Below are 26,128 nucleotides of genomic sequence, written 5' to 3' on the forward strand. Positions count from 1 at the left end.
CCGGGACACCGACGGCGACGAGCCCGCGCCCGGATCGCTCCTGATTGACGACGAACCCGTTGCGGCGCAGTCGCCTCACCCCGGTTTTGTACAGGCCGATCGTGGATTCCCTCAGGGCGTTGTCGCACGGGTCACCGACGGATCCGATGCTCGCCGCGATGTCGGCGGCATCGAGGTGCTCGGCAGGCTCGAACGATGTGTATTTGCGACCCGGCGTCGGAGTGATGGATCAACTTTCCTGGCTCGACGGGCTGTTGGTCGCGGTGGCGTTGCCGGACGGCCATCTCCGGGGCGTCCAGGACGAAGACGGTCTCCTTCACGGTGGCCGCGGACCAGCCGACGGTCCGGCGGGAGGAGGTGTCCACGACGAACGCGACACAGATGGTGGCGGACCAGGTCTTCACGTGGGTGAAGTCCGCCGCCCGGCACCGGTTCGGAGCGACGGCGACGAAGACGCGGTCGACCGGATCGGGGGCCCGCTGAACCTGTCCGCCGGGATCGTGGTGATGACGCTTTTGCCGCGCACCGTGCCCTGGATGCCGAGCTCGCGCATCAGGCGCTCGACGGTGCAGCGGGCCACCGCGTGCCCCTGCCGGCTCAGCTCGCGCCAGATCTTCCGGGCTCCGTATCTCGTTCGCCCGCTTCAGCGCGGCGTTCTCCTGCTTCATCGCCTTCAGCTGAACGGATTCCTCCGTCGTCGTCCCCGGCGGCTGCCCCGCGTCGATCTCCTGCTGCTTCACCCGGTTCCGCAGCGTCTCGCGGGAGCCGATGTACAGCTTCTCGGCGACGGACTGCAGTGCTGCCGTCCCGGTCGGGTGGTCGCCGCGGACCTCGGCGACCACACGCACCGCGCGACGGCGCAGCTCAAGCGGGTAACGGGGGCGCCGACACCGGTCCGTCGCCGGTCGACCGGCGCAAGAGGGGCAGCACACACCACCTGTTCTGCGACGGCCGCGGCACCCCGTTCAAGGTCCTCGCCACCGCGGCCCACGTCCATGACGTCACCCAGACCCTCGCCCCGGTCGACGGCATCCCGCCCGTGGCCGGCCGTCCCGGCCGTCCGCGCCGCCGTCCCGAGACCCTGCTCGGCGACAAGGGCCACGACTCCCACCCGAACCGCGACGAGTTCCGCAAGCGCCGCATCCTGCCGGTCATCTCCCGCAAGGGAACCCCGAACATCAAGGGCCCGGGCAGGCTCCGGTACGTGGTGGAGCAGACCTTCGCCCTGCTCCACCGGTTCACACGCCTGGCCGTCCGCTGGGAACGCCGCACCGAACTCCACGACGCGTTCGTCTCCCTGGCCTGCGGCCTGATCTGCTGGCGACGCCTCAAGAAAGCCCGACCATGATCGTGTTACGAGCTCATAGGGGCTTTGCTTCGGCATCGTCACAGGTCTGACCGCTCTTTCCCGCCCGGTTGCGCCGCTGTCCGTGACCAGGGGTGGGAGAACACGGCACATGATCGCCCTCTCGGAGACAGCCGACCGGACCGAGGTCGTCATCGCCGTCGACACGCACAAGGACTGCCACGTGGTGGTAGCTCTCAACACGCTCGGAACGGTGCTGGACAGCCGGGCGTTCCCGGTGACAGCCGCCGGCTACCAGGACTTACTGAACCGGTCTCGCCGCCTGGGCCGGGTAACGCGTGCCGGTGTGGAGGGCACCGGCTCCTACGGAGTCGGCCTGACCCGCGCCCTGCGGGCAGCCGGTGTGCAAGTCATCGAGGTCAACCGCCCGAACCGGGCGATGCGCCGCAGGCGGGGCAAGAGTGACGCCGTCGATGCGGAGGCCGCTGCTCGCGGCGTGCCCAGCGGTGAAGCGACGGCGGCGCCCAAGAGCGGCGACGGGCCCATCGAGGCGATACGAGTCTTGGAAATCGCCAAGGACTCCGCCGTCAAGGCCCGCGTCCAGGCCGTGAACCAGCTCAAAGCCGTCCTGGTGAACGCCCCCGCATGGGTGCGCGAACCCTTGGAGGGCCTGGCCGTGCCGCAGCTCCTCGCCCGGTGCACCACGCCGGCACAGGAAGGTCTCGGGCCTGCCGAGCCGGCCGTCGTGCACACGCTGGGCCGGCTGGCACGGCGTGTCCGGTACCTCGATGCGGAGATCGAGGATGTCCTGGGGCAGATGACTGGCCTGATCGAGCAGACGGTGCCTGCCTTGCTGAAGCTCCAGGGCATCGGGCCGGACTCGGCGGCCGCCTTGCTCATCGCGGCGGGGGACAACCCCGACCGGCTGAGGGGTGAGGCGTCCTTCGCTGCCTTGAGCGGGGCCAGCCCTGCCGAGGCATCTTCCGGAAGGACCAGCCGCCGTCGGCTCAACCGCGGCGGTAACCGGCAGGCCAACGCCGCCCTGTACCGGGCGGTGCTCTCCCGCCTGCGCCGGGATCCTGCCACCCAGGAGTACCTCAAGCGCCGGACCGCCGAGGGTCTGTCCAAACGGGAGATCATCCGCTGCCTGAAGCGCTGCCCGGCCCGAACCGTCTACAAGATCCTCCGCGCCAGCTTCCCCTTGTCGACGGCCACTTGCCATCCATAGGGGCATCGCACTCGACCTGCCTCACGCCCTGGTCGAATGGGTCACGATCCATGTCCGGCACAACTGCCGACTGGCCATGTAGGACACGGTCTTACCCGGACTCCGGGTACGTCGTGGTCCACGAGGCCGGGGAAGCCTTCACGGTCAGGCAGCTCCGTAGACGTGTGTACCGGCTCATGGAGGTCCTTGGCCTCCGCCGAGTGCGCCTGTACGACGCTCGCTCGTCCTGTCTCACCTGTCTCACCTGTCTCACCTGTCTCACCTGTCTCGCCGACAACGGCGTGCCGGATCACATCCTCGCCCGATGGGCCGGGCACACGAACGTCAGGACCACGAAGAAGTGGTACGCGAAGCCGGACGTGGAAGACCTCCGCGGAGCCGCGACCACGTGGGACGGCTTTCACGGTGTTGAGGGGGAGAAGCAAGCGCGGGTCGGGGGCTCGTCGACTGGGCGATCTGCCCAGCCGTATGGAAGCCGAGAACGAGGCGGACCCGGACACCGGCTGCTGGTCGGTCTGGAAGCCGTGCCGAAGGAGCAAGCTCTGCGGCGCAGGGACTGGGAGAGCGCGCGAGCCGGGAGGGCACGCTGTCCGGGCGGCCACGCGTGCACGCCGGAGAAAACGTACCCGGAACCCTCGAGGGTTCCGGCGGTATCGGTTCTGTCGTCGTCGGAGGGACGGGAGCCGCTAGGGTCGACCCGTCCATGTGAGAACCCGTGATGCATGAGAGGGTCTGACGGGTGAGCGAGACACCACCGAACACCCTGCAATACCGCTTCGACGGGCCGGAAGACGCCCCGGTCCTGATCCTGGGTCCCTCGCTGGGTACCACCTGGCACATGTGGGACCGGCAGATCCCCGAACTGACGAAGCAGTGGCGGGTGTTCCGGTTCGACCTGCCGGGGCACGGAGGCGCCCCCGCCTACCCGGCGGGATCGGTCGGCGACATCACCGCGCGGCTGCTCGCCACCCTCGCGGGCCTCGGTGTGCAGCGCTTCGGCTACGCCGGCTGCGCGTTCGGCGGCGCGATCGGCCTCGAACTGGCCCTGCGGCACCCCGAACGCGTCGCCTCCCTCGCGCTGATCGCCGCCTCGCCCCGGTTCGGTACCGCCGACGAGTTCCGCCAGCGGGGCGTGGTCGTCCGGACCAACGGGCTCGACCCGATCGCCCGCACCTCGCCCGACCGCTGGTTCACCAGCGGCTTCGCGGCCGCACAGCCCGCGATCACCGAGTGGGCCGTGCAGATGGTGCGCACCACCGACCCGGGCTGCTACATCGCCGCCTGCGAGGCCCTCGCCTCGTTCGACGTGCGGGCCGAACTGGGCAGCGTCGGCGTGCCGACCCTGGTACTGGTCGGCTCGGACGACCAGGTCACCGGCCCCGCCGAGGCCCGCACGCTGGTCGCCGGCGTGCCGGACGCCCGGCTGGCCGTCGTGCCCGGCGCCTCCCACCTGGTACCGGTGGAGCAGCCCGCCGCGGTCACCGACCTGCTGGTCCGGCACTTCTCCACCGCCTGGCAGCCCGCCTTCGAGTCCGTCACCGGGCAGACCGCCCTGCCCGCCGTCCCGGACCAGGCCGTGCGGGCGGCGGTGCCGCCGCAGGGCGGGCCCGTCGCCGAGATCGCCGCCGCCGTCCCGCCGCAGGCCCAGGGCAGGCCCGACCCGTACGAGACCGGGACCAAGGTCCGCCGGGAGGTGCTGGGCGACGCGCACGTCGACCAGGTGCTGGCGCAGACCGACGACTTCTCGGGAGACTTCCAGGAGTTCGTCACCCGCTCCGCCTGGGGCGAGGTCTGGGGCCGGCCCGGCCTCGACCGGCGCACCCGCAGCTGCGTCACCCTCACCGCCCTGGTCGCCGGCGGCCACCTGGAGGACCTCGCCGTCCACACCCGTGCGGCCCTGCGCAACGGCCTCACTCCGGGGGAGATCAAGGAGGTCCTGCTCCAGGCGGCCGTCTACTGCGGTCTCCCCGCGGCGAACAGCGCGTTCCGGGTGGCCCAGCAGGTCGTCCGGGAGGAGACCACACTCCAGGAGTGAGCACCGGGCGCCCCGCGCGGAGGCGGGCGCGGGGGCATCATGGGCTCATGAGGCTCACGAAGAAGTCGCACTCCTGCGTCCGCCTGGAGAAGGACGGCCGCACCCTCGTCGTCGACCCCGGTGGGTTCAGCGAGGAGGACGCCGCACTCGGCGCGGACGTCATCCTGGTCACGCACGAGCACCCCGACCACTTCGACGAGGGCCGGCTGAGGGCCGCCCTGGAGGCCGACCCGGCCGCGGCGGTCTGGACCCTGAAGTCCGTCGCGGAGCAGCTCTCGGCCGCGTTCCCGGGCCGGGTGCACACCGTCGGGCACGGCGACGCGTTCACCGCCGCGGGCTTCGACATCCAGGTGCACGGCGAGCTGCACGCCGTGATCCACCCGGACATCCCGCGCGTCACCAACGTCGGCTACCTCGTCGACGACGGAGCCCTCTTCCACCCCGGCGACGCCCTCACCGTCCCCGACCACCCGGTCCGGACGCTGATGCTCCCGGTCATGGCCCCCTGGAACAAGATCTCGGAGGTCATCGACTACGTCCGCGAGGTCCGGCCGGAGCGCGCCTACGACATCCACGACGCCCTGCTCACCGATCTGGCCCGCCCGATCTACGACCGTCAGATCGGCGCGCTCGGCGGCTCGGAGCACCTGCGGCTCGCCCCCGGGGCGACGGCCGAGCTGTGAGCCCGACGTCCGAGCTGTGAGCTGAGGCCGCCCGCCACCGGTCGGGCCTTGTCGGTGGTGCCGGGTAGGTTGTGAGACATGCGCATCGCCACCTGGAACGTGAACTCGATCACCGCCCGCCTGCCGAGGCTCCTGGCCTGGCTGGAGAGCAGCGGCACGGACGTGCTGTGCCTCCAGGAGGCCAAGGTCGCCGAGGAGCGCTTCCCGGCCGAGGAACTGCGCGAGCTGGGCTACGAGTCCGCGGTGAACGCGACCGGCCGGTGGAACGGCGTGGCGGTGCTCTCCCGCGTGGGCCTCGCGGACGTCGTCAGGGGCCTGCCCGGCGATCCGGGGTACGACGGTGCCGTGGAGCCCCGTGCCGTCTCCGCGACCTGCGGCCCGGTCCGCGTCTGGTCGGTGTACGTGCCCAACGGCCGTGAGGTGGACCACCCCCACTACGCGTACAAGCTCCAGTGGTTCGAGGCGCTGAAGGCGGCCGTGGCCGGGGACGCGGCGGGCAGCCGCCCCTTCGCGGTGCTCGGCGACTACAACGTGGCGCCGACCGACGACGACGTCCACGACATCGCCGCCTTCGAGGGCGCCACCCATGTCACCCCCGCCGAGCGCGCCGCCCTGGCCTCCCTGCGCGAGACGGGCCTGTCCGACGTCGTCCCGCGCCCGCTGAAGTACGACCACCCGTTCACGTACTGGGACTACCGCCAGCTCGGCTTCCCCAAGAACCGCGGCATGCGCATCGACCTGGTGTACGGCAACGAGCCGTTCGCCAAGGCCGTTTCGGACGCGTACGTCGACCGTGAGGAGCGCAAGGGCAAGGGCGCCTCGGACCACGCGCCGGTCGTGGTGGACCTCGACGTGTAGGCCTTGGGGCAGCTCCCGGGGCGGCGGTCTTCGGGGGAGGGGCCGACAGCGCGCCTGTGGTGCGGATGGCGGTACGAATGTCAGGCTGGGGGTATGAACATCCCTTTCCTGGGCAACCGGCGCGAGAAGCCGGGAGTCCGTGACTCCGAGGGCATCGCGGAACTCCTCGCCGAGTGCGAGCTGCTGCGCTCCCAGGCCTCCCGTGCCGGAGTCCGACTGGACGACTCCCAGGCCTCGTTGGAGGCGCTGGACCAGCTGGTGCCCGGGAACTGGCGGGACGACGAGGACACGTTGACCTGGCTGGGCAACGACGCCGGGCTCTATCTGGGCACCGTCATCGTGCGCACCGTGCCGGGAGCCGCCTGGAAGATCCGGTCCGACGGGCAGCCCGTCGTACGGCTCGCCTCGGGGCGGGAGTTCGACGTCGTGGACTCCGGACACCAGTGGGCCGCCAGCGGGGTGCCCGAGTTGTCGCAGCTGTACGCCGAGGTCGCGGAGGCCTGACGCGTCCAGGGCCCTCGAGCACCGAACGGGGTGACGCGGGGAAGTCCGTCCCGCCGGACCTCGACTACGATGTGCTCTCCAATCCGGTGGGGGAGGGGACTTCGCGGCCGGAGCGGGGACGCTGTCGCCGGGAGGGGCCCACCGCCCCACACCTGCGGGTGGCGGTTCACATAAGCCAGTCCCGTCCGGCGGCAGTCGGAGATCACTGCTCGCGCGGTGGAGACGACCCGCACCACGGGCCGCTCACCGGCGGGAAGAAGGTCAGCTGCGCGCCGGACGGGTTGCGCCTGCGCACCGGCGGATCAGGACTTCTGCTCCTTCCTGCGCGAGCCGCGTGCGCCGCGTGATCCGGACGAAGCAGGTGGAGCAGGCACGGACGGCGGTTCCGCCGAGGGCGTCGAGGCGGCGGCGGGCGCCGGCAGCGGGGTCTGCGCCGCGCGGGTCACATCCCCCACCAGTTCCACCACATCGGGGCCGTACGCCTGCGAGTTGATGACCTTCAGCAGCAGGACGAAGGAGTTCGAGCCGTGCTTGCGGGCCAGTTGCTCGTGGTTGCGGGCGAGGTACCGGGTGGCGGCCTGGTTGGTGATCGCGCGCTGACCGCAGAACAGGAACACCGGCCGGGTGTCGCGCCGTTCACCGGCGGTGAGCCGGGCGAGCAGGACGTACTCCGTGACACCCGGTTCCATCCGGTAGAGCTCGGTGCCGATCCGGAAGGCGCCCCGGTCCGGGCCGGGCTCCGGATCCGTGTTGACGCGCACCCCGGGCAGCATCGCCGCCATGTGCGCCACCATCCGCCGGTTCGACGCGGGTCCTCCCACGCAGAACTCCGTGCGCTCGCCGAAACCCTGGTGGGCCGTGTCCTGCGTGACCACCTGCACGTGCGCCCCGCAGTCCTTGATCAGCGCCGAGAGCTCGAGCAGCGAGAACACGTCGAAACGGTGCACGGCCGGCTCCGCCGTGGCAGGATCGCGGTTGACGACGAGGAGCGACTCGGAGTTCTCCGGCAGTCCGAAGAAGGCCTGCTTGCGCCGGAGTCTGCGCTTCCACAGGGAGGTACGGGCGATCCAGCCCAACGCGGCGAAGAGGCCGGAGGCGACCACACCCAGAACGATGTTGCGTACGTCGTCACTCATGGGCGCGCATGCTAGCGGGCTCGAGCAAACCCATGTTCGAGACGTTCGGAGAACGAGCGTCCGAAAGGCCGCGGCGGCACACCCCGTGACCTTCCTGATGTGGGCATGGCGATGAATGCGGCTGCGCGAACGGCCCTTCAACGGAGGTGCGAATGCGTCATCGTGTCGGACGGAAACTCACGGTCGCGGCGGTCGCCGCCGTCGTGGTCTCGTCGGGAGCGGCAGCGCCGTCACCGGCCGCCACGCAGGGCGGCGGGCCGGGCCTGCCCCCCGCCAAGACCCCGGTGGCCGTCGGCCACGGAGGCGCGGTCTCCAGCGTCGACGCCGACGCCACCGCCGCCGGGATCGAGGTCCTCAGGAAAGGCGGGAACGCCGTCGACGCGGCCGTCGCCACCGCCGCCGCGCTCGGCGTCACCGAGCCCTACTCGGCCGGCATCGGCGGAGGCGGCTACTTCGTCCACTACGACGCACGCTCCCGCACCGTGCACACGATCGACGGACGCGAGACCGCCCCGCTGACCGCCGACTCCGGCCTCTTCCTGGAGAACGGCGCGCCGATCCCCTTCGCCGAGGCCGTCAGCAGCGGCCTCGCCGTCGGCACCCCCGGCACACCGGCCACCTGGCAGCGGGCACTCGACCTGTGGGGCACCCAGTCCCTGCGGACGGTCCTGAGACCCGCCGAGAAACTCGCCCGCGACGGCTTCACCGTCGACGGCACCTTCCGCGACCAGACCGCCGCCAACGAGACCCGCTTCCGCCACTTCCCCGACACCGCCGAACTGTTCCTGCCGGGCGGCCGGCTCCCGGTGGTCGGCTCCGCCTTCAAGAACCCCGGTCTCGCCCGCACCTACGCGGAGCTGAGCAGCAAGGGCGTCGACGCGCTGTACCGGGGCGCCATCGGCCGGGACATCGTGAACACGGTCAACGAGCCGCCCGTGGACCCGGACTCCGGCTGGAACGCCCGCCCCGGCGAGCTGTCCACCCGGGACCTCGCCGCCTACCGCGCCAAGTCCCAGCCGCCCACGAAGACGTCGTACCGCGGTCTGGACGTCTACTCCATCGCGCCCTCCTCCTCCGGCGGCACCACGGTCGGCGAGGCCCTCAACATCCTGGAGCGGACCGACCTCTCCCGGGCCGACGACGCCCGCTACCTGCACCGCCTCATCGAGGCGAGCCGCATCGCGTTCGCGGACCGGGGACGCTGGCTCGGCGACCCCGCCTTCGAGGACGTCCCCACGAAGGAACTGCTCTCCCAGCGGTACGCCGACTCCCGCGAGTGCCTCATCGAGGACGACGCGGTCCTCACCAGCCCGCTCGCCCCCGGCGACCCGCGCGATCCCGCGCCCTGCGCGGCGGGAGGCACCGCGGCCCCGACGACGTACGAGGGCGAGAGCACCACGCACCTCACCACCGCCGACCGGTGGGGCAACGTCGTCGCCTACACCCTCACCATCGAGCAGACCGGCGGCAGCGGCATCACCGTGCCCGGCCGCGGATTCCTGCTCAACAACGAGCTGACGGACTTCTCCTTCGCCCCGGCGAACCCGGCCGTGCACGACCCGAACCTGCCGGGCCCCGGCAAGCGGCCCCGGTCGTCGATCGCCCCGACGATCGTGCTCGACCGGCACGACCGGCCGGTCGTGGCGCTCGGTTCGCCCGGTGGTTCGACCATCATCACCACCGTGCTGGGAACCCTCACCGGGTTCCTCGACCGAGGCCTGCCGCTGGTCGACGCGATCGCCGCACCGCGCGCCAGCCAGCGCAACACGGCCCGCACGGACCTCGAACCCGGCCTGTACGACAGCGCGCTGCGGCAGAAGCTGGAGGCGATCGGGCACTCGTTCCAGGAGAACCCGGAGATCGGCGCGACCACCGCTGTGCAGCGGATGCCGGACGGCCGATGGCTCGCCGCGGCGGAGAAGACCCGCCGGGGCGGCGGTTCCGCGATGGTCGTGCACCCGGAGCGCCGACGCCCCGGCGCCCCGGTGCCCCGGTGAGGCAGGTCCATGGGCCGAAGCGGCGCCCTCCGGCGCGGTGAGCGGGTGGCCGGAGGGGCGCCCGGCCACCCGCTCACCCCCTGCTCACCGTCCGGAAGCCGGTGCCTCCCCGGGGCCGCTGCCGGGCCCCGCATCCGAGCCGGACCCCGAGGCCGGGCCCGTCCCTGCCTCGGCTCCGGCTCCGGTGGGCCCGGGCCCTGACTCGGCCGGGGTGCCGGTCCCACCCCTCGCCCCGGTCCGGAACGTGAGGTTCCCGTCCGCCGTGTCCACCGTCACCCGGTCGCCGCCCTGGACACTGCCGTCCAGCAGCAGCCGGGACAGCTGGTTGTCGATCTCGCGCTGGATGGTGCGGCGCAACGGCCGCGCCCCGTACTCGGGCTGATGGCCGCGCTGCGCCAGCCAGTCCACGGCGGCGTCGGTGAACTCGACCGTGACGCCCTGGCCCCGCAGGCCGCGTCGCGTCCCCTCCAGCAGCAGATCGGTGATCTGCCGCAGTTCTTCGGCGGCGAGCTGGCGGAACACCACCACCTCGTCGATCCGGTTGAGGAACTCGGGCCGGAAGTGCTCCCGCAGCGGCCGCAGGATCTGCTCGCGCCGCGCCTCCTCGTCCGCCTTCGCGCCGCCCGTCGCGAAGCCCAGCGTCGCACCGCGCCGGGTGATCGCCTCGGAACCGAGGTTGCTGGTCATCACGATGACGGTGTTGCTGAAGTCCACCGTCCGGCCCTGGGAGTCGGTCAGCCGGCCGTCGTCGAGGACCTGGAGCAGGATGTTGAAGACGTCCGGGTGAGCCTTCTCCACCTCGTCGAGGAGCAGCAGCGAGTACGGATGCCTGCGCACCACCTCGGTCAGCTGCCCCGCCTCCTCGTGGCCGACGTATCCGGGCGGGGCACCGACCAGCCGGCTGACCGTGTGCCGCTCCTGGTACTCGCTCATGTCGAGGCGGACCATCCGGTCCTCGCTGCCGAACAGGGCCTCGGCCAGCGCTCGGGCCAGCTCCGTCTTGCCGACGCCGGTCGGCCCGAGGAACAGGAAGCTGCCGATCGGCCGGTCGGGGCTGGCGAGCCCGGCCCGGGAGCGCAGCACCGCGTCCGAGACGGCCCGCACCGCCTCGTCCTGGCCGATGACGCGCTGGTGCAGGTGCTCCTCGAGGCCCAGCAGCCGGTCCTTCTCCTCCTCGGTGAGCCGGCTGACCGGGACGCCGGTCTGCCGGGAGACCACCTCCGCGATCGCCTCGGCGTCCACCACCAGACCCTGGCCCTCGTCGACCCGGCCCTCACCGCCGGCGTCGGCGATCCGCTCCTTCAGCTCGACGATGCGGTCGCGCAACTGCGTCGCCTGCTCGTACTTCTCGTCCGCGACCGCCTGGTCCTTGTCGCGGGTCAGCTGCTCCAGCTCCCGCTCCATGGTGCGTACGTCCGTGCCCTTGGTCCGGGCCCGCAGCCGCACCCGGGCACCGGCCTGGTCGATCAGGTCGATCGCCTTGTCCGGCAGACGCCGGTCACTGATGTAGCGGTCGGACAGCTCCACGGCCGCCACCAGCGCCCCGTCGGTGTAGCGGACCTGGTGGTGGGCCTCGTACCGGTCGCGCAGCCCGCGCAGGATCGCGACCGTGTCCGCGGGCGTGGGTTCCGGCACCATGATCGGCTGGAAGCGGCGGGCCAGCGCCGCGTCCTTCTCGATCCGCCGGTACTCCTCCAACGTGGTCGCGCCCACGATGTGCAGCTCGCCACGGGCCAGCGCCGGCTTGAGGATGTTGCCGGCGTCCATCGAACCGCCCTCGCCGCCGCCTCCGGCGCCCACGACGGTGTGCAGCTCGTCGATGAAGACGATCAGCCGGTCGGAGTGGGCGCGGATCTCGTCGACGATGGTGTTCAGCCGCTCCTCGAAGTCGCCCCGGTAGCGGGTACCGGCGACCACGCCCGTCAGGTCCAGGGAGACCACCCGCCGGGTCATGAGCACGTCGGGCACGTCCCCGTCGACGATCCGCTGCGCCAGCCCCTCCACCACGGCGGTCTTGCCGACGCCCGCGTCGCCGATCAGCACCGGATTGTTCTTGCCGCGCCGGGAGAGCACCTCGACGGTCTGCTCGATCTCCTCCTCCCGTCCGATCACCGGGTCGATCCGGCCCTCGCGGGCCAGCTCGGTCAGGTCACGGCCGTACTTGTCCAGCGTCGGCGTGCCCGTCGCGGGGCGGGGCCGCTCGGTGCGCGGCGGCGCGGCGTCCGGCGCGTCGGACGGCAGCGGCATCCCGGCGGAGGTGAACCGGGCCGCGTTCAGGATGTGCCCGGCGGCCGAGTCGGGGTTGGCGGCCAGGGCGCTGAGGACATGCTCCGGGCCGATGTAGCCGGCCCCGGTCGACCGGGCCATCTCGTGGGCGTCCAGCAGGGCCCGTTTGACGGCGGGGGTCAGCGAGAGCGACGTCGGCGGCGGGGCGTCGTCCGGCCCGTGCTGGACGGGCCCGGACCGTTCGTCGATCTCCGCCGCCAGCGAGTCGGGATCCGTTCCCGTCCGGCTGATCAGGTCGCGGGTCGGCCCGGTGGCGAGCGCGGCGCGCAGCAGGTGCTGGGTGTCCAGGTCCCGGCTGCCGTGCTCGGCGGCGTACTGCGCGGCGCCGCGCACCAGTTCCCTGGTCGGCTGGCTCAGCAGCCGGCCGATGTCGATCTGCCGGGGGCGCGGCCCGCCGAAGAAGCGTGCGAGGAATTCTCCGAAGGGGTCCGAGCCGTAGCCCTGCGGACCCGTGAACCCGCTGCTCATGGACATCCGTTCCGGCGCCCCCGCGGGATCCCCCGGGCCGGGCGGAACCGGGAACCCGAAGGAGACCCGGGGCGCGCTCACTGCTCGACGTACGGTCCGGACGCGGGTGCCCGACCGTTTCCCGGTTACACCCGTGCGTGTCCCCGCGGTGCGTATGGTGCCCGCACGGTGTGCGTGTGGCGTGCGTGTGCTGCCTGCGGCGCGCTCGTAGAACACCTTCGCACGATCGCTTCGGCGCAGCACCTCGGAAGCGGGCCGGGCGGGGCACGTCCGCGGGGCCTGCGGGAGCCGTGCTCAGCGGGCCGTCAGGACGCGGGGGCCGGCGGCGGTGATCGCGACGGTGTGTTCGGCGTGGGCGGCGCGCGAGCCGTCGACGGTGCGCAGGGTCCAGCCGTCGGGCGCGGTGCGGAAGCCGTCGGTGCCACCACCGATGAGCATGGGCTCGATCGCCAGCACCATGCCGTGCCGCAGCGGCATGCCCCGGCCCGGCCGGCCCTCGTTGGGGACGGGCGGGTCCTCGTGCATACGGCGGCCGATGCCGTGCCCGCCGAAGCCGTCCAGGATGCCGTAGCCCGCCGCGCGGCACACCGTGCCGATCGCGTGCGCGATGTCCCCGACGCGGTTGCCGACGACGGCGGCCTCGATGCCCGCGGCCAGGGCCCGCTCGGCGGTCTCGATCAGTCTCACGTCGCCCGCGCGCGGGGTGCCCACGATGAAACTGATCGCCGAATCGCCGACCCAGCCGCCCAGCTCGGCACCGAAGTCCACGGACACCAGGTCGCCGTCGCGCAGCCGGTAGCCGTCCGGGACGCCGTGCACGATCGCGTCGTTGACCGACGCGCAGATGACGGCGGGGAACGGGGTCGGGGCGAAGGAGGGCCGGTAGCCCAGGAAGGGCGAGCCCGCCCCCGCCCCGCGCAGCACCTCCCGGGCCACCTCGTCCAGCTCCAGCAGGGACACACCCACCCCGGCTGCCTTCCGCACGGCCTTCAGGGCGTCCGCGACGACCTGGCCCGCCTCGTACATCGCGTCGATCGACGTGTCTGTCTTCAACTCCACCATGCCAATTACTATACCGGTATTAGAATGGTGACATGGTACGCACCCCTCTCACCCCCGAAGAGCGCGAACGCGGCGAGCGGCTCGGCCGGCTGCTGCGGGAGGCGCGCGGCGACCGGAGCATGACGCGGGTCGCCGCGAGCGCGGGCATCTCCCCGGAGACCCTCCGGAAGATCGAGACCGGGCGGGCGCCCACCCCGGCCTTCTTCACGGTGGCCGCCCTCGCCCGCGCGCTCGACCTGTCGATGGACGAGCTGGCGAGCCGCTGCGCCCCGGCCGTACCACCCGTCGTGCCGCCCGTCGTGCCCTCCGTCCCGCCGCCCGTCGTGCCGCCCGTCCCGCCGTCGGTCGCTGCCTGAGCGCGGGACGGAGTCCGGGGGCGGGCCTGGGCCTGGGCGGAGCCCGGGACGGGGACTCACCCACCGGAGTGCGAATCATGATCGACCCCGCGGGTTGACGACGATGGTCTTGGCAAGGCCGCCCGAGAGGCTTACGTTCGTCCCTCTACGACCGTCTCTACGGGCGTAGAGGCGCTGACGTCGCGTCGAAGGAGTAGCTCATGGCACACGTCGTACGAGCCGCCCTGGTTCAGGCCACCTGGACCGGCGACACGGAGTCCATGGTGGCGAAACACGAGGAGCACGCCCGCGAGGCGGCCCGGCGGGGTGCGAAGGTCATCGGGTTCCAGGAGGTCTTCAACGCCCCCTACTTCTGCCAGGTCCAGGACGCCGAGCACTACCGCTGGGCCGAACCCGTGCCCGACGGGCCGACCGTCCGCCGGATGCGGGAACTGGCCCGCGAGACCGGCATGGTGATCGTCGTGCCGGTGTTCGAGGTCGAGCAGTCGGGCTTCTACTACAACACCGCGGCCGTGATCGACGCCGACGGCACCGTCCTCGGCAAGTACCGCAAGCATCACATCCCCCAGGTCAAGGGGTTCTGGGAGAAGTTCTACTTCAAGCCCGGCAACCTCGGCTGGCCCGTCTTCGACACCGCCGTCGGCAAGGTCGGCGTCTACATCTGCTACGACCGCCACTTCCCGGAGGGCTGGCGGCAACTCGGTCTGAACGGAGCCCAGCTGGTCTACAACCCGTCGGCCACGCACCGCGGTCTCTCGTCCTACCTCTGGCAGTTGGAACAGCCGGCCGCGGCCGTCGCCAACGAGTACTTCGTCGCCGCGATCAACCGGGTGGGCCAGGAGGAGTACGGGGACAACGACTTCTACGGAACCTCGTACTTCGTCGATCCCCGTGGCCAGTTCGTCGGTGACGTCGCCAGCGACAGCAAGGAGGAACTCGTGGTCCGGGACCTCGACTTCGACCTCATCGAGGACGTGCGGCAGCAGTGGGCGTTCTACCGCGACCGCCGCCCGGACGCCTACGAGGGACTGGTGCGGCCGTGACCGACGACCTGCTGGGCCGCCACCGCTCCGTGCTCCCCGACTGGCTCGCCCTCTACTACGAGGAGCCCATCGAGATCACCCACGGCGAGGGCCGCCACGTCTGGGACTCCGCGGGCAACCGGTACCTCGACTTCTTCGGCGGCATCCTCACCACCATGACCGCCCACGCCCTGCCCGAGGTGACGAAGGCGGTCGCCGAGCAGGCCGGGCGGATCATCCACTCCTCCACCCTCTACCTCGACCGGCAGATGGTCGAACTCGCCGAACGCGTGGCCCAGTTGAGCGGCATCCCGGACGCCCGGGTCTTCTTCACCACCTCCGGCACCGAGGCCAACGACACCGCCCTGCTGCTCGCCACCACCTACCGGCGCGGCAACTCGGTCCTGGCGATGCGCAACAGCTACCACGGCCGCTCCTTCAGCGCGGTCGGCGTCACCGGCAACCGCGGCTGGTCCCCGACCTCGCTGTCCCCGCTGCAGACCCTGTACGTGCACGGCGGCGTGCGCACCCGAGGCCCGTACGCGTCGCTGGGCGACGACGACTTCATCGCGGCCTGCGTCGACGACCTCGAGGACCTGCTCGGCCACACCCGCCCGCCCGCGGCACTGATCGCCGAGCCGATCCAGGGCGTCGGCGGCTTCACCTCACCGCCCGACGGGCTGTACGCGGCGTTCCGCGAGGTGCTGAACGCACACGGCATCCTGTGGATCTCCGACGAGGTGCAGACCGGATGGGGCCGCACCGGCGACCACTTCTGGGGCTGGCAGGCCCACGCCCGAAGCGGCCCGCCCGACATCGTGACCTTCGCCAAGGGCATCGGCAACGGCATGTCCATCGGCGGTGTCATCGCCCGCGCCGAGATCATGAACTGCCTGGACGCCAACAGCATTTCGACGTTCGGCGGCACCCAGGTCACCATGGCGGCCGGCCTGGCCAACCTCACCTACCTGCTGGAGCACGACCTCCAGGGCAACGCCCGGCGGGTCGGCGGCATGCTCCTCGAACGCCTGCGGGCCGTCGCCGCCCAGGTGCCCGCGGTACGGGAGGTGCGCGGGCGCGGGCTGATGATCGGCGTCGAGCTGACGAAACCGGGCACCGACGAGGCCGACCCGCAGGCCGCCTCCGCCGTGCTGGAGGCCGCCCGCCGGGGCGGACTGCTCATCGGCAAGGGCGGCGGCCACAACACCAGCGCCCTGCGCGTCGCCCCACCGCTGTCCCTCAACGTGGCGGAGGCCGAGGAGGGAGCCACGATCCTCGAACACGCGCTGCGGAGCGCACTGTAGCGGCCCGTAGCGCCGGGCCCGGTCGAGAGGCGCGCGAGAACCGAGCGACCGGCCACCGGCGACCCGCACCTCTCCACCACAATCCAGCGGAGGGTCAACGCATGAGCCGTACCGTCATCCGTGGTGGCCTCGTCATCACCGCCTCCGACGAGATCCACGCCGACGTCCTGATCGAGGACGGCCGCATCGCCGCCCTCGCCGCCTCCGGCACCCCGGCTGCCGCCGCGTTCACCGACGGCCGGGTCATCGACGCCACCGGCAAGTACGTCATCCCGGGCGGCGTCGACGCCCACACCCACATGGAGCTGCCGTTTGGCGGCACCTTCGCCTCCGACACCTTCGAGACCGGCACCCGGGCCGCCGCCTGGGGCGGCACCACCACCGTCGTCGACTTCGCGGTGCAGAGCGTCGGCCGCTCCCTGCGCGAGGGCCTGGACGCCTGGCACGCCAAGGCCGAGGGCAACTGTGCCGTCGACTACGGCTTCCACATGATCGTCTCCGACGTGAATCCGAAGACACTGAAGGAAATGGACCTTCTGGTGGAAGAAGGAATTACGTCGTTCAAGGGTTTCATTCGGCCGCGTGACCAGGGGTTTTCTGGCGGAGTAGGCCGTGTGCCGTGCGAGATGGCGGCGTGAGGGGGCGGGTGGGCCGGGGTGTGGTCCCAGACTGTGGCAGTGGTGGCGTGGTCGGCGGGTATGAAGGGATGGCTGGGAAATGACTCGGACTCTGATTACCGGTGGTCTTGTGATCACGGCCGCGGACGAGGTGCACGCGGATGTGCTGATCGAGCACGGCCGGGTGGTGGCGTTGGCGGCGCCGGGGACGCAGGAGTGGACGGCTGACCGTGTCATCGACGCGTCGCAGAAGTACGTGATCCCGGGCGGGGTCGACGCGCACACGCATATGGAGCTGCCGTTCGGTGGGACGTTCGCTTCGGACACGTTCGAGACGGGGACGCGGGCGGCGGCGTGGGGCGGGACGACGACGATCGTTGATTTCGCGGTGCAGTCAAAGGGCCATTCGCTGCAGGCCGGCCTGAATGCCTGGCTGGAGAAGGCGGACGGGAAGTGCGCGATCGACTACGCGTTCCACATGATCATGTCGGACGTGAACGAGGCGACGCTCAAGGAGATGCCGAAGCTCATCGAGCACGGCATTTCCTCGTTCAAATTGTTTATGGCCTATCCGGGGGTCTTTTATTCGGATGACGGCCAGATCCTGCGGGCGATGCAGGTTGCTGGTGACACGGCCGGTCTGATCATGATGCACGCGGAGAACGGCATCGCGATCGACGTCCTGGTGGAGCAGGCCCTGGCCCGCGGCGAGACCGATCCGCGCCATCACGGGGAGGTCCGCAAGACGCTCCTTGAGGCGGAGGCGACCCACCGGGCGATCCAGCTCGCCCGGGTGGCCGGCGCGCCGCTCTACGTCGTCCACGTCTCGGCCCAGGAGGCGGTGGCGGAGCTGGCGGCGGCGAGGGACATGGGGCTGCCGGTGTTCGGCGAGACCTGCCCGCAGTACCTGTTCCTGTCGACGGACAATCTGGCGGAGCCGGACTTCGAGGGCGCCAAGTACGTGTGCTCGACGCCGCTGAGGCCGAAGGAGCATCAGGCGGCGCTGTGGCGGGGTCTGCGGACGAACGACCTCCAGGTGGTGTCGACGGATCACTGCCCGTTCTGCTTCGTGGGCCAGAAGGAGCTGGGCCGGGGCGACTTCTCGAAGATCCCCAATGGCCTGCCTGGCGTCGAGAACCGGATGGACCTGCTGCACCAGGCTGTCGTCGAAGGGCACATCTCACGCCGCCGCTGGATCGAGATCGCCTGCGCGACCCCGGCCCGGATGTTCGGCCTCTACCCGCAGAAGGGCACGATCGCGCCGGGCGCCGACGCCGACGTGGTGATCTACGACCCGCACGTCACCCAGACGCTCTCGGCCGAGACTCACCACATGAACGTCGACTATTCGGCGTACGAGGGGAAGACGGTGACCGGCCAGGTCGAGACCGTGCTCTCGCGGGGTGAGGTCGTCATCGACCAGCGCAAGTACGTCGGTCACGTCGGCCACGGCACGTTCGTCCCGCGCTCCACCTGCCAGTACCTGGGCTGACCCCCAGGACCTCCCCGCACCGATTTGAACTGGAGGTCCCGCGTTGGACTTCGGACTCGTCCTGCAGACCGACCCGCCGGCGTCGCAGGTCGTCGGGCTGATGCGCCGGGCGGAGCGCAACGGCTTCCGCTACGGCTGGACCTTCGACTCCGCCGTGCTGTGGCAGGAGCCCTACGTCATCTACAGCCGGATCCTGGAACACACCACGAAGCTGCACGTGGGTCCGATGGTGACGAACCCCGGCACCCGCACCTGGGAGGTCACGGCCTCCACCTTCGCCACCCTCAACGACATGTACGGCAACCGCACCGTCTGCGGCATCGGCCGCGGCGACTCCGCGATGCGTGTCGCCGGCCGCAAGCCCAACACCCTGGCCCGGCTCGGCGAGGCCATCGAGGCCATCCGCGACCTCGCCGAGGGCCGGGAGGCGCTGGTCGACGGCAACCCGGTCCGCATCCCGTGGATCAAGAACGGCAAGCTGCCGGTCTGGATGGCCGCGTACGGCCCGAAGGCGCTGGCGCTCGCCGGCCAGAAGGCCGACGGCTTCATCCTCCAGCTCGCCGACCCCTTCCTCACCGAATGGATGGTCAAGGCGGTACGGAAGGCGGCCCAGGACGCCGGCCGGGACCCCGACGCCCTCACGATCTGCGTCGCCGCGCCCGCATATGTCACGGCCGACGACTCGCCCGATGCCCTGGCGCACGCCCGGGACCAGTGCCGGTGGTTCGGCGGCATGGTCGGCAACCACGTCGCCGACCTCGTCGCCAAGTACGGCGAGCACTCCGCCATGGTCCCCGACGAGCTCACCACGTACATCAAGGACCGCCACGGCTACGACTACAGCCACCACGGCCGCGCCGGCAACCCGTCCACCGACTTCGTCCCCGACGAGATCGTCGACCGCTTCTGCCTCCTCGGCCCCACCGAGGCCCACATCGACAAGCTCCGGCACCTCAAGGACCTGGGCGTCGACCAGTTCGCCGTCTACGACATGCACGACAACCGCGAAGCCACCATCGACGCCTACGGCACCGACGTCATCCCCGCCCTTCGCTGACGAAGTTGTTCGGTCCAGGCACCGATGCAGCTGAACGGCGGCCATCCACCTGTTCCCGATGACGCATCACGTGGAGTGCGTGGCGATTCTTGAGCCTGCGGCAAAGAGCCGCTGACCTGCGGTTCAGCAGGAGTGCCGGTGGGTCTCGACCTGTTTCGCGGTATCCAGCAGGTCGAACCCTTCGGGCCCGCCTCACCTGCGGATCTGTGCTGGAGTGACTGACGGGAGCGGCTGTGTGAGGGCCGGTCGTCGGGACTCTTGGCGCTCATGTGACGCTCGACTCCCGTCGGCGAGGCCGACCGGAACAAGGTGTCACGACACCCATGACGGCCTTGTCGGGGAGTCGCTGACCCGACTCTGCGACGATCACCGTGAGTGACTTCCGTTACCCGCCATCAGGAAAGTCGGGCTGGACGGATTCTGTCTAAGTAGACTTAGACATGTCGTGGTCGATCCAGGCTGGTAGGGAGTTCCGGTGGACGAGAGCGTGCTTGCCAAGCCCGAGGACGTGATCGACCGTGATCGTGAGTGGGGCCTGCTCACCGAGTTCGTCACGGACCCGGATCCGGCGATGCGTTTGGGGATCGTGTCGGGGCGCAGGCGGCACGGGAAGTCGTATCTGCTGCAGGCGCTGTCGGAGCGGGTCGGGGGTCTGTACGTCACCGCGGTGCGGGAGGAAGGGCGACTGCCGGCGATTCAGCGGTTCAGCGATGCCATCGCGGCCCACGCCGGTCTGCAGCCCGGCACGCTGCGGTTGACCGACTGGCGTGAGGTCCTGTCCAACGCCCTTGACGTCACCGCGCGATCACAGACCCCGCTGCTGGTGATCGACGAGTTGCCGTATCTCCTCCAGCACTCTCCCGAGATCCCTGGTCTGCTCCAGCAGCTCTATGACGAGCGCCAGCGGGGTACCGGGGCCGGACCCGGAGCGCGGGTGATCCTGTGCGGGTCCGCGATGAGCGTCATGCACGAACTGCTGTCGGGAACCAAGCCGTTGCGCGGCCGTGCGGTGATCGATCTGCGGCTAGTGCCGCATCAGGCAACGTTCGCCCTGTTGTGAGGTCCCGCCTGTCAACCTCTTCGGCCCCTGGTGATAATCGACCGATGAGCGCCATCGAACGTCCCATGCCGCCCCTGAACGTCGACGAACGCGCCACGCTCGAAAGCTGGCTTGACTTTCACCGCACCACCCTCGCCATGAAGTGCGAAGGTCTGGACAATGGGCAGGCCACCGTCGCGTCCGTGCCGCCGTCCGGCTTTACTCTGACAGGCCTCGTCCAGCACATGGCGGAGGTGGAGCGGAACTGGTTCCGCCGAGTGTTCGCCGGAGAACAGGCCCCGCCCATCTACAACCCGCAGGCCGACCCGTCCGCCCCTGACGGCGGCTTCGACCTGGCCGAGGGCGCCACCCTGCGTGACGCCCTCACCACCTGGCAGGAGGAGATCGCCCACGCCCGCAAGCACTGCGCCGACCGTGCCCTGACCGACACGGGTCGCTTCATGGACCAGGACGTCAGCCTCCGCTGGATCTACGTCCACATGATCGAGGAATACGCCCGCCACAACGGCCACGCCGACCTGCTCCGGGAACGCATCGATGGCAGCACCGGTGTATGACGCCAGATCAGGGAGCATTCGCCTGTCGTGACGTGCCGTCCAGAAGCTGTGCTGGACGGCACGTCACCGGCATCCTGTCGGGGTGGCTGAACGAGTACATGTACGCGAGATCGACGATGACGAGGGCCGACGGCTGCTGCGGATCATCCGCCGTGGCACGGGGTCGGTGGTGACCTGGCGGCGGGCCCAGATGGTGCTGCTGTCCGCGCAGGGCATGCCGGTGGCGAAGATCGCCGAGGTGTCGTTCACCAGCGATGACCGGGTCCGGGACGTGATCCACAACTTCAACGCCGACGGCTTCGAGTCGCTGTATCCGAAGTACAAGGGCGGCCGCCCCAAGACGTTCACGCTGCCCGAGCGGCGCGAGATCAAGAAGATCGCGAAGTCGAAGCCGACCGAGCACGACCTACCGTTCTCCACCTGGAGCCTGACAAAGCTGGCGGACTTCCTGGTTGCCGAGGGGGTGGTCGACGACATCAGCCACGAGGGCCTGCGCATCCTGCTCCGCGAGGAAGGCGTCTCGTTTCAACGCCTGAAGACCTGGAAGACCTCCCGCGATCCGGACTACGCGGCCAAGAAGGCACGCGTCGAACACCTCTACGCGATCGCCGACGGCGAGGTCATACCCGAGGACGGCGAGCCTGAAGTCATTTTCTGCCTCGATGAGTTCGGACCGCTCAACCTGATGCCCCACCCGGGCCGGCAATGGGCCGAGCGCGGCGGCAGGCACAAAGACCCCGCCCGTGAACCACGCCGCAGGCGGCGGGCGACCTACAACCGCTACGGCGGAGTGCGGCACCTGTTCGCCGCCCTGGACCTGTCCAGGGACAAGCTCTACGGCCACATCAAACCGGTCAAGAAGCGGACGCAGTTCCTGGAGTTCTGCCGCTACCTGCGCAGCCTCCACCCTCCGACGGTGCGGATCGCGATCGTCTGCGACAACTTTTCCCCGCATCTGACCACGAAGAGGTGCCAGCGGGTCGGCACCTGGGCGGCTGCGAACAACGTCGAGATCGCCTACACCCCGACCAACTCCTCCTGGCTCAACCGCATCGAGGCCCAGTTCACGGCCCTGCGCTACTTCACCCTCGACGGCACCGACCACGCCGACCACAAGGAACAGGGCAGCATGATCCGCCGCTACATCATCTGGCGAAACCGCCACGCCGACGACCAGCGCCTACGCGTCGTCGTCGACAGGGCGAACGTTGCTTGATGCGGCACTAGGAGCTTTCGACTACCGGGCCAGCCGTGAGTTCTGGCAGATCGACGACCCGCTGACCGGGGCTTTCCCCCTGAGCGTGGACACCTTGGACACTGGACCTTGAGGGTCCAGAGGAAGAGATGTCACAGATGGTGATGAAGGTGTACTCGGCGGAGTTCAAGGCGGACGCTGTCGCGCTGTACCTGTCGGACCCGAAGAACACGTTCGAGGGCGTCGGCAAGGATCTGGGGATCAGCCGGGAGACGCTGCGGAACTGGGTACGGGCCGCGCGGGCCCGGCAGGGCCGCGCGGCGGGGGCCGGCGGCTCGCCGCGGACGGCACAGGCTGCCGAGGTAGCCTCCGACGATGTGCTGAAGGAAGAGAACAAGCAGCTCAGGGCCCGGATCAGGGAGCTGGAGACGGAGCGGGAGATCCTGCGGAGGGCCGCGAAGTATTTCGCCGGCGAGACCAACTGGTGAGCCGTTTCCAGTTCGTCGAGGATCATCGCGGCGCGTTCGGCGTCAAGCGGCTGTGCCGGGTTCTGGAGGTCTCCCGGTCCGGGTTCTACCGGTGGCTGAAGGGCGCCCCGGCCCGCATCGAGCGGGCGCGGTCCGATGCCCGGCTGGCGAGGCGGATCCGGGAGATCCACAAGGAGTCCGACGGCACGTACGGGATCCCGCGCGTCACGGCCGAGCTGAAGGCCGCCGGGATAGACGTCAACCACAAGCGCGTCGAGCGGGTGATGCGCCGGATCGGCGTCCAGGGCGTGCACCTGCGCAAGAAGGTCCGCACCACGGTGCCCGAGCCGGAAGCATCCCCGGTGCCGGACCTGCTGCAACGCAACTTCACCGCGAGCGAGCCGAACACCAAATACGTCGGTGACATCACGTATCTCCCCATCGGGGACGGTCAATTCCTCTATCTCGCAACGGTGTTGGACCTGCATTCCAGACGGCTCGTGGGCTGGTCGATCGCCGACCACATGCGCACCGGGCTGGTCACCGACGCCCTCGAAGCCGCCGCCCGCACCCGTGGCGGCAGCCTTCACGGGGCGATCTTCCACAGCGACAACGGGGCGCAGTACGCGTCGAAGGAGTTCGCGAAGGTGTGCCGTCGGCTCGGCGTGACCCGCTCGCGCGGCGCGGTCGGCACCAGCGCCGACAACGCCGCCGCAGAGAGCTTCAACGCAACCTTGAAAAGGGAGACCTTGCAGGGAAAGAAACGCTGGTCAGGGGCACGGGAGGCCCGTCTCGCGGTGTTCCGGTGGGTCACCCGCTACAACACCAGACGCAGGCACTCAGGGCTCGGCTACATCAGCCCGATCGCCTTTGAACAGCGATCAGTTACGCTGGCCGCTGCCGCATAGCAAACGGTGTCCACGCTTCAGGGGAAGCCCCCACCGCCCTGCAGGTGCACGCCGTCCTCGGTGGCGCTCCCGGTTACCAGCCGGTGGCGGCCCGCCCGCACCCGAGCGACGGCTTCGCCGCCTGGCTGGCGCGGACGCTTCTGGACCCGGGGCGGGCAGTGTACTCGCGCACCGAGACGGAGTATCTGCTGCGCGAGGATCCGCGGATCACCCAGCACACCCTCTACTACGACATCCTCACCGCGATCGCCCGGGGCGCCACCACCCCCACCAAGATCGGCGCAGCTCTGGAACGGCAGCGCAACGCCGTCACCCACCCGCTCGACGTCCTGGAGTCCACCGGCTACATCCAGCGCGAGCAGGACATCCTGCGCCCCCGCCACCCGGTCATCACCCTGACCGACCCCGTCATCCGCTTCAACCAGCTGATCACCCTGCCGCAGGCGGCCACCGTCGAGCAGGGCTTCGCCGAAGAGGCGTGGCAGGCCGCCGCGCCGACCTTCAACTCCAAGATCCTCGGCCCGCACTTCGAGGACCTCGCCCGCGCCTTCACCCGCCGCTACGCCCACACCCTGCTTCCCGGTGGCCTGCCCGGCCCGGTCGGCACCACCGAGGTGGCCGACCCGGCGGCCCGCACCAAACACGAGGTCGATGTCATCGCCCTGGCCCTGGGCGAGCGCCCGCAGGCCCCCCGTGCCCGGATCGCCCTCCTCGGCGAGGCCAAGGCCACCGCCGCCCGCCGTGGCACCGGAGACCTGCAGCGCCTGGAGCGCATCCGCGCCCTGCTCACCGACCAGGGCCACGACACCACGGGCACCACCCTGGCCCTGTTCTCCCTGCACGGCTTCCACCCGGACCTGATCGAGTCCGCGGCCGACCGTGACGATCTGCTCCTGGTTGACCTGGCGACTCTATACGGAGTCGGGTTCGGGTAGCTCCCAGTCCTGTTGCGATGTCACCGGCGGGCCCAGCGGCGCAGTGGGAGTGCCCGTGCACGGCAGTGGCGCGTCGCTGCGTGTCAGCCGCAGCCGGTTCACGACGGCCGCGGCGAGCCGATAATGATGAACAGTCAGCCGGGTCGTCAGCGCTCGTTGAGATCGCCGGTGACTGCGCGGTCGATGTCGTGCTGTGCCCTGTCCACCAGAGACTTGCAGAAGAGGCCAACGACAGAGCCCCGTGGGAGTCCGGCGTGGATGCGCTGAGGAGGGTGACGGCCTGGTCGTAGGCGCTGGTCTTCTTGGTGGCGATGTGCGCCTCGATCTTCTGCCAGGCTGATTCGGCCTCGCCCACGAGGGCGGTCAGGCGCTGCGCGGGCGGTGGTCCGTTCGTGTTCGGCGCGCTGCCGGCGGCGCGCCGTGTGTGGGCGGCGTCCAGGAGTTGGGCGGCGGAGCGGCGCCCGGGGACCGTGGTGGGTGCGTCGGCGCCGTGCAGGCGGTGCAGGAGTTCGGTGCGCAGCCCGGGTTCCGGGCCGAGGGCGAGCCGCAGCAGCAGAGCGTCCTTCTCCCTCTGGGGCATTGCGGCGATCAGCGGGGCGAGTTCCTTCTTCGTGGGCCTGGCCGGTTTCCTGGGCGCGACGGGACTGGCCTGGGCCGCGACGGTCAGCAGGTCGTCGTCCACGCGCAGGAAGTCCGCGAGCGCGCGCTGCGGGGCGGTCAGTTCGCCGAGCCCGGCCGGGACGGGCGGCTCCGGGCAGGTCTGGTACTCCTCTTCGTCGTCCTCGAGTTCCCAGGCGGCGAGCGCGGAGAGCCAGGCGAGGTAGAGGGGGCGCAGGTCGCCGGTGGCGAGTTCGTCGCGGACGCCGGTGAGGGCGGCCAGGGAGTCGTCGGCGCCCTCGATCCAGTCGCCGCCTTCGTCGTCGCTGGTCAGGTCGAGCAGGAGGTGGGTGCGGGTGGTCCAGGCGTCGACCGCTCCACCAGGCGTTTCGCCTTCGACCGCACTCCTTCGACCTTCGCCGGGACTGCCTGAAGGCCCAGGGCCACGGCCAGCTGCTGGCAGCGCATCCCCTCCCGGCCCGCCGACTCCAGCACCGACATGATCCGCTGGTAGTCCGCCGCGAGCACCGACGCCGACATGCCTTCACTCCGGTGCGGCACCGGCGAACCCGCCATCGCGCCCCGCTCCGGCTCCGCTACTGCCGAAGACGGCTCGGCCAGCACCTCGGCCACCGTCGCCCGGGCATCCACCAGCCGCTGAAGCGAGCGTTCCGCCTCCCCGAGCGCGGCCTGCACCCGCTCGGCCTCCTCCCGCAACCCCGCGATCTCTTCCCGGACCCTTTTCTCCCGGGCCTCCAGCAGACCGAGCACCGACGGCACCAGCCACCTCCACGAGCCGGACGAGCGGACGAACCACGCCCATTTCTGCCGACCCTGACCGGAGTTCATGCTTACCCACCCCGAACCAACCGGCCACGTTCGGAAGGCGGATGGCGTCTACACCAGACGGTCAAGAGCGGCGTCCGCTCCGCACTTGACGCAGGCCATGGCACCCTGGCGGCGCAGTGCACCTGCCCGAGTGCCTCTGACCGGGATGT

21 protein-coding genes and 3 pseudogenes are annotated in these 26,128 nt (G+C 70.6%); 19 read left to right on the forward strand and 5 right to left on the reverse strand.

The window, feature by feature from the left end; translation table 11 throughout:
- Positions 1-131: 131 nt before the first annotated feature.
- Positions 132-848, reverse strand: coding sequence for a DDE-type integrase/transposase/recombinase (locus ACVW19_RS28430; RefSeq protein WP_457462910.1), 717 nt, complete (start codon positions 846-848; stop codon positions 132-134).
- Here ACVW19_RS28430 and ACVW19_RS28435 point away from each other — a divergent pair.
- From ACVW19_RS28435 to ACVW19_RS28460, 6 genes are all read left to right on the forward strand, one after another.
- Positions 797-1,348, forward strand: coding sequence for a transposase (locus ACVW19_RS28435; RefSeq protein ID WP_457462912.1), 552 nt, complete (start codon positions 797-799; stop codon positions 1,346-1,348). The genes ACVW19_RS28430 and ACVW19_RS28435 overlap by 52 nt on opposite strands.
- Before the next feature lie 109 nt (positions 1,349-1,457).
- A complete protein-coding gene (locus ACVW19_RS28440; protein ID WP_457462914.1) occupies positions 1,458-2,534 on the forward strand; it encodes an IS110 family RNA-guided transposase in 1,077 nt (358 codons plus the stop codon).
- 739 nt (positions 2,535-3,273) lie between these two features.
- Positions 3,274-4,569 (forward strand): bifunctional 3-oxoadipate enol-lactonase/4-carboxymuconolactone decarboxylase PcaDC, encoded by a 1,296-nt coding sequence (gene pcaDC, locus ACVW19_RS28445; RefSeq protein WP_457462916.1) that lies wholly within the window; start codon positions 3,274-3,276, stop codon positions 4,567-4,569.
- Positions 4,570-4,616: 47 nt separating this feature from the next.
- Positions 4,617-5,252: an MBL fold metallo-hydrolase gene (locus ACVW19_RS28450; protein ID WP_457462918.1), complete on the forward strand. Its 636-nt coding sequence runs from the start codon at positions 4,617-4,619 to the stop codon at positions 5,250-5,252.
- Between the two features lie 78 nt (positions 5,253-5,330).
- The gene (locus ACVW19_RS28455; RefSeq protein ID WP_457462919.1) at positions 5,331-6,110 is read left to right on the forward strand and encodes an exodeoxyribonuclease III; all 780 of its coding nucleotides are present in this window, start codon (positions 5,331-5,333) and stop codon (positions 6,108-6,110) included.
- A 93-nt stretch (positions 6,111-6,203) separates the two neighbouring features.
- Positions 6,204-6,614, forward strand: coding sequence for a DUF6278 family protein (locus ACVW19_RS28460; protein ID WP_457462921.1), 411 nt, complete (start codon positions 6,204-6,206; stop codon positions 6,612-6,614).
- Positions 6,615-6,916: 302 nt separating this feature from the next.
- On the opposite strand, the gene ACVW19_RS28465 is transcribed toward ACVW19_RS28460, so the two are convergent.
- The gene (locus ACVW19_RS28465; protein WP_457462922.1) at positions 6,917-7,750 is read right to left on the reverse strand and encodes a hypothetical protein; all 834 of its coding nucleotides are present in this window, start codon (positions 7,748-7,750) and stop codon (positions 6,917-6,919) included.
- A 152-nt stretch (positions 7,751-7,902) separates the two neighbouring features.
- Between ACVW19_RS28465 and ggt the strand changes: the two genes are divergently transcribed.
- Entirely contained in the window at positions 7,903-9,747 is a 1,845-nt protein-coding gene (ggt, locus tag ACVW19_RS28470) for a gamma-glutamyltransferase (RefSeq protein ID WP_457462924.1), read from the forward strand.
- A gap of 84 nt (positions 9,748-9,831) precedes the next feature.
- Here the strand turns inward: ggt and ACVW19_RS28475 are convergent, their stop codons facing one another.
- Together ACVW19_RS28475 and map are read right to left on the reverse strand one after the other, a co-directional pair.
- On the reverse strand, positions 9,832-12,501 hold the full coding sequence (locus ACVW19_RS28475; protein WP_457462925.1) for an ATP-dependent Clp protease ATP-binding subunit: 2,670 nt from the start codon (positions 12,499-12,501) through the stop codon (positions 9,832-9,834).
- Between the two features lie 294 nt (positions 12,502-12,795).
- Positions 12,796-13,563 (reverse strand): type I methionyl aminopeptidase, encoded by a 768-nt coding sequence (gene map / locus ACVW19_RS28480; protein ID WP_457462927.1) that lies wholly within the window; start codon positions 13,561-13,563, stop codon positions 12,796-12,798.
- Between the two features lie 32 nt (positions 13,564-13,595).
- Here map and ACVW19_RS28485 point away from each other — a divergent pair, with 32 nt between their 5' ends.
- The 12 genes and pseudogenes from ACVW19_RS28485 to ACVW19_RS28540 all read left to right on the forward strand — a co-directional run bounded on the left by ACVW19_RS28485 (position 13,596) and on the right by ACVW19_RS28540 (position 25,357).
- Entirely contained in the window at positions 13,596-13,919 is a 324-nt protein-coding gene (locus ACVW19_RS28485) for a helix-turn-helix domain-containing protein (RefSeq protein WP_457462928.1), read from the forward strand.
- A 200-nt stretch (positions 13,920-14,119) separates the two neighbouring features.
- The gene (locus tag ACVW19_RS28490; protein ID WP_457462929.1) at positions 14,120-14,962 is read left to right on the forward strand and encodes a nitrilase-related carbon-nitrogen hydrolase; all 843 of its coding nucleotides are present in this window, start codon (positions 14,120-14,122) and stop codon (positions 14,960-14,962) included.
- Positions 14,959-16,245 carry an aspartate aminotransferase family protein gene (locus ACVW19_RS28495; protein WP_457462931.1) on the forward strand — a complete coding sequence of 429 codons (1,287 nt, stop codon included), beginning with the start codon at positions 14,959-14,961 and terminating at the stop codon, positions 16,243-16,245. The genes ACVW19_RS28490 and ACVW19_RS28495 overlap by 4 nt, the downstream gene beginning before the upstream one ends.
- A gap of 101 nt (positions 16,246-16,346) precedes the next feature.
- A pseudogene (locus ACVW19_RS28500) lies at positions 16,347-16,820 on the forward strand (amidohydrolase family protein); the annotation flags it as partial.
- A gap of 142 nt (positions 16,821-16,962) precedes the next feature.
- Positions 16,963-18,354 carry a dihydropyrimidinase gene (gene hydA / locus ACVW19_RS28505; RefSeq protein WP_457462932.1) on the forward strand — a complete coding sequence of 464 codons (1,392 nt, stop codon included), beginning with the start codon at positions 16,963-16,965 and terminating at the stop codon, positions 18,352-18,354.
- A 43-nt stretch (positions 18,355-18,397) separates the two neighbouring features.
- The gene (locus tag ACVW19_RS28510) at positions 18,398-19,411 is read left to right on the forward strand and encodes a TIGR03842 family LLM class F420-dependent oxidoreductase (protein WP_457462934.1); all 1,014 of its coding nucleotides are present in this window, start codon (positions 18,398-18,400) and stop codon (positions 19,409-19,411) included.
- 571 nt (positions 19,412-19,982) lie between these two features.
- Positions 19,983-20,438: pseudogene (locus ACVW19_RS28515) on the forward strand (AAA family ATPase); the annotation flags it as partial.
- 77 nt (positions 20,439-20,515) lie between these two features.
- Positions 20,516-21,028, forward strand: coding sequence for a DinB family protein (locus tag ACVW19_RS28520; RefSeq protein ID WP_457457981.1), 513 nt, complete (start codon positions 20,516-20,518; stop codon positions 21,026-21,028).
- Positions 21,029-21,110: 82 nt separating this feature from the next.
- Positions 21,111-22,244 (forward strand): IS630 family transposase, encoded by a 1,134-nt coding sequence (locus tag ACVW19_RS28525; RefSeq protein ID WP_457457982.1) that lies wholly within the window; start codon positions 21,111-21,113, stop codon positions 22,242-22,244.
- A 137-nt stretch (positions 22,245-22,381) separates the two neighbouring features.
- Positions 22,382-23,598 (forward strand): IS3 family transposase gene (locus ACVW19_RS28530; protein WP_457464819.1). Its coding sequence is split into 2 segments (ribosomal slippage): positions 22,382-22,697 and positions 22,697-23,598, totalling 1,218 coding nucleotides; the frame shifts between segments, so codons are not numbered across the junction.
- A 32-nt stretch (positions 23,599-23,630) separates the two neighbouring features.
- Positions 23,631-24,533, forward strand: a pseudogene (locus tag ACVW19_RS28535) (ATP-binding protein); the annotation flags it as partial.
- Between the two features lie 512 nt (positions 24,534-25,045).
- A complete protein-coding gene (locus tag ACVW19_RS28540) occupies positions 25,046-25,357 on the forward strand; it encodes a hypothetical protein (RefSeq protein WP_457462936.1) in 312 nt (103 codons plus the stop codon).
- A 103-nt stretch (positions 25,358-25,460) separates the two neighbouring features.
- Here ACVW19_RS28540 and ACVW19_RS28545 read toward each other — a convergent pair whose 3' ends face one another.
- Positions 25,461-25,979, reverse strand: a complete 519-nt coding sequence (locus ACVW19_RS28545; protein WP_457462938.1) for a hypothetical protein — start codon at positions 25,977-25,979, stop codon at positions 25,461-25,463.
- Positions 25,980-26,128 lie beyond the last annotated feature (149 nt).

Source organism: Streptomyces sp. TE5632, assembly GCF_054061295.1.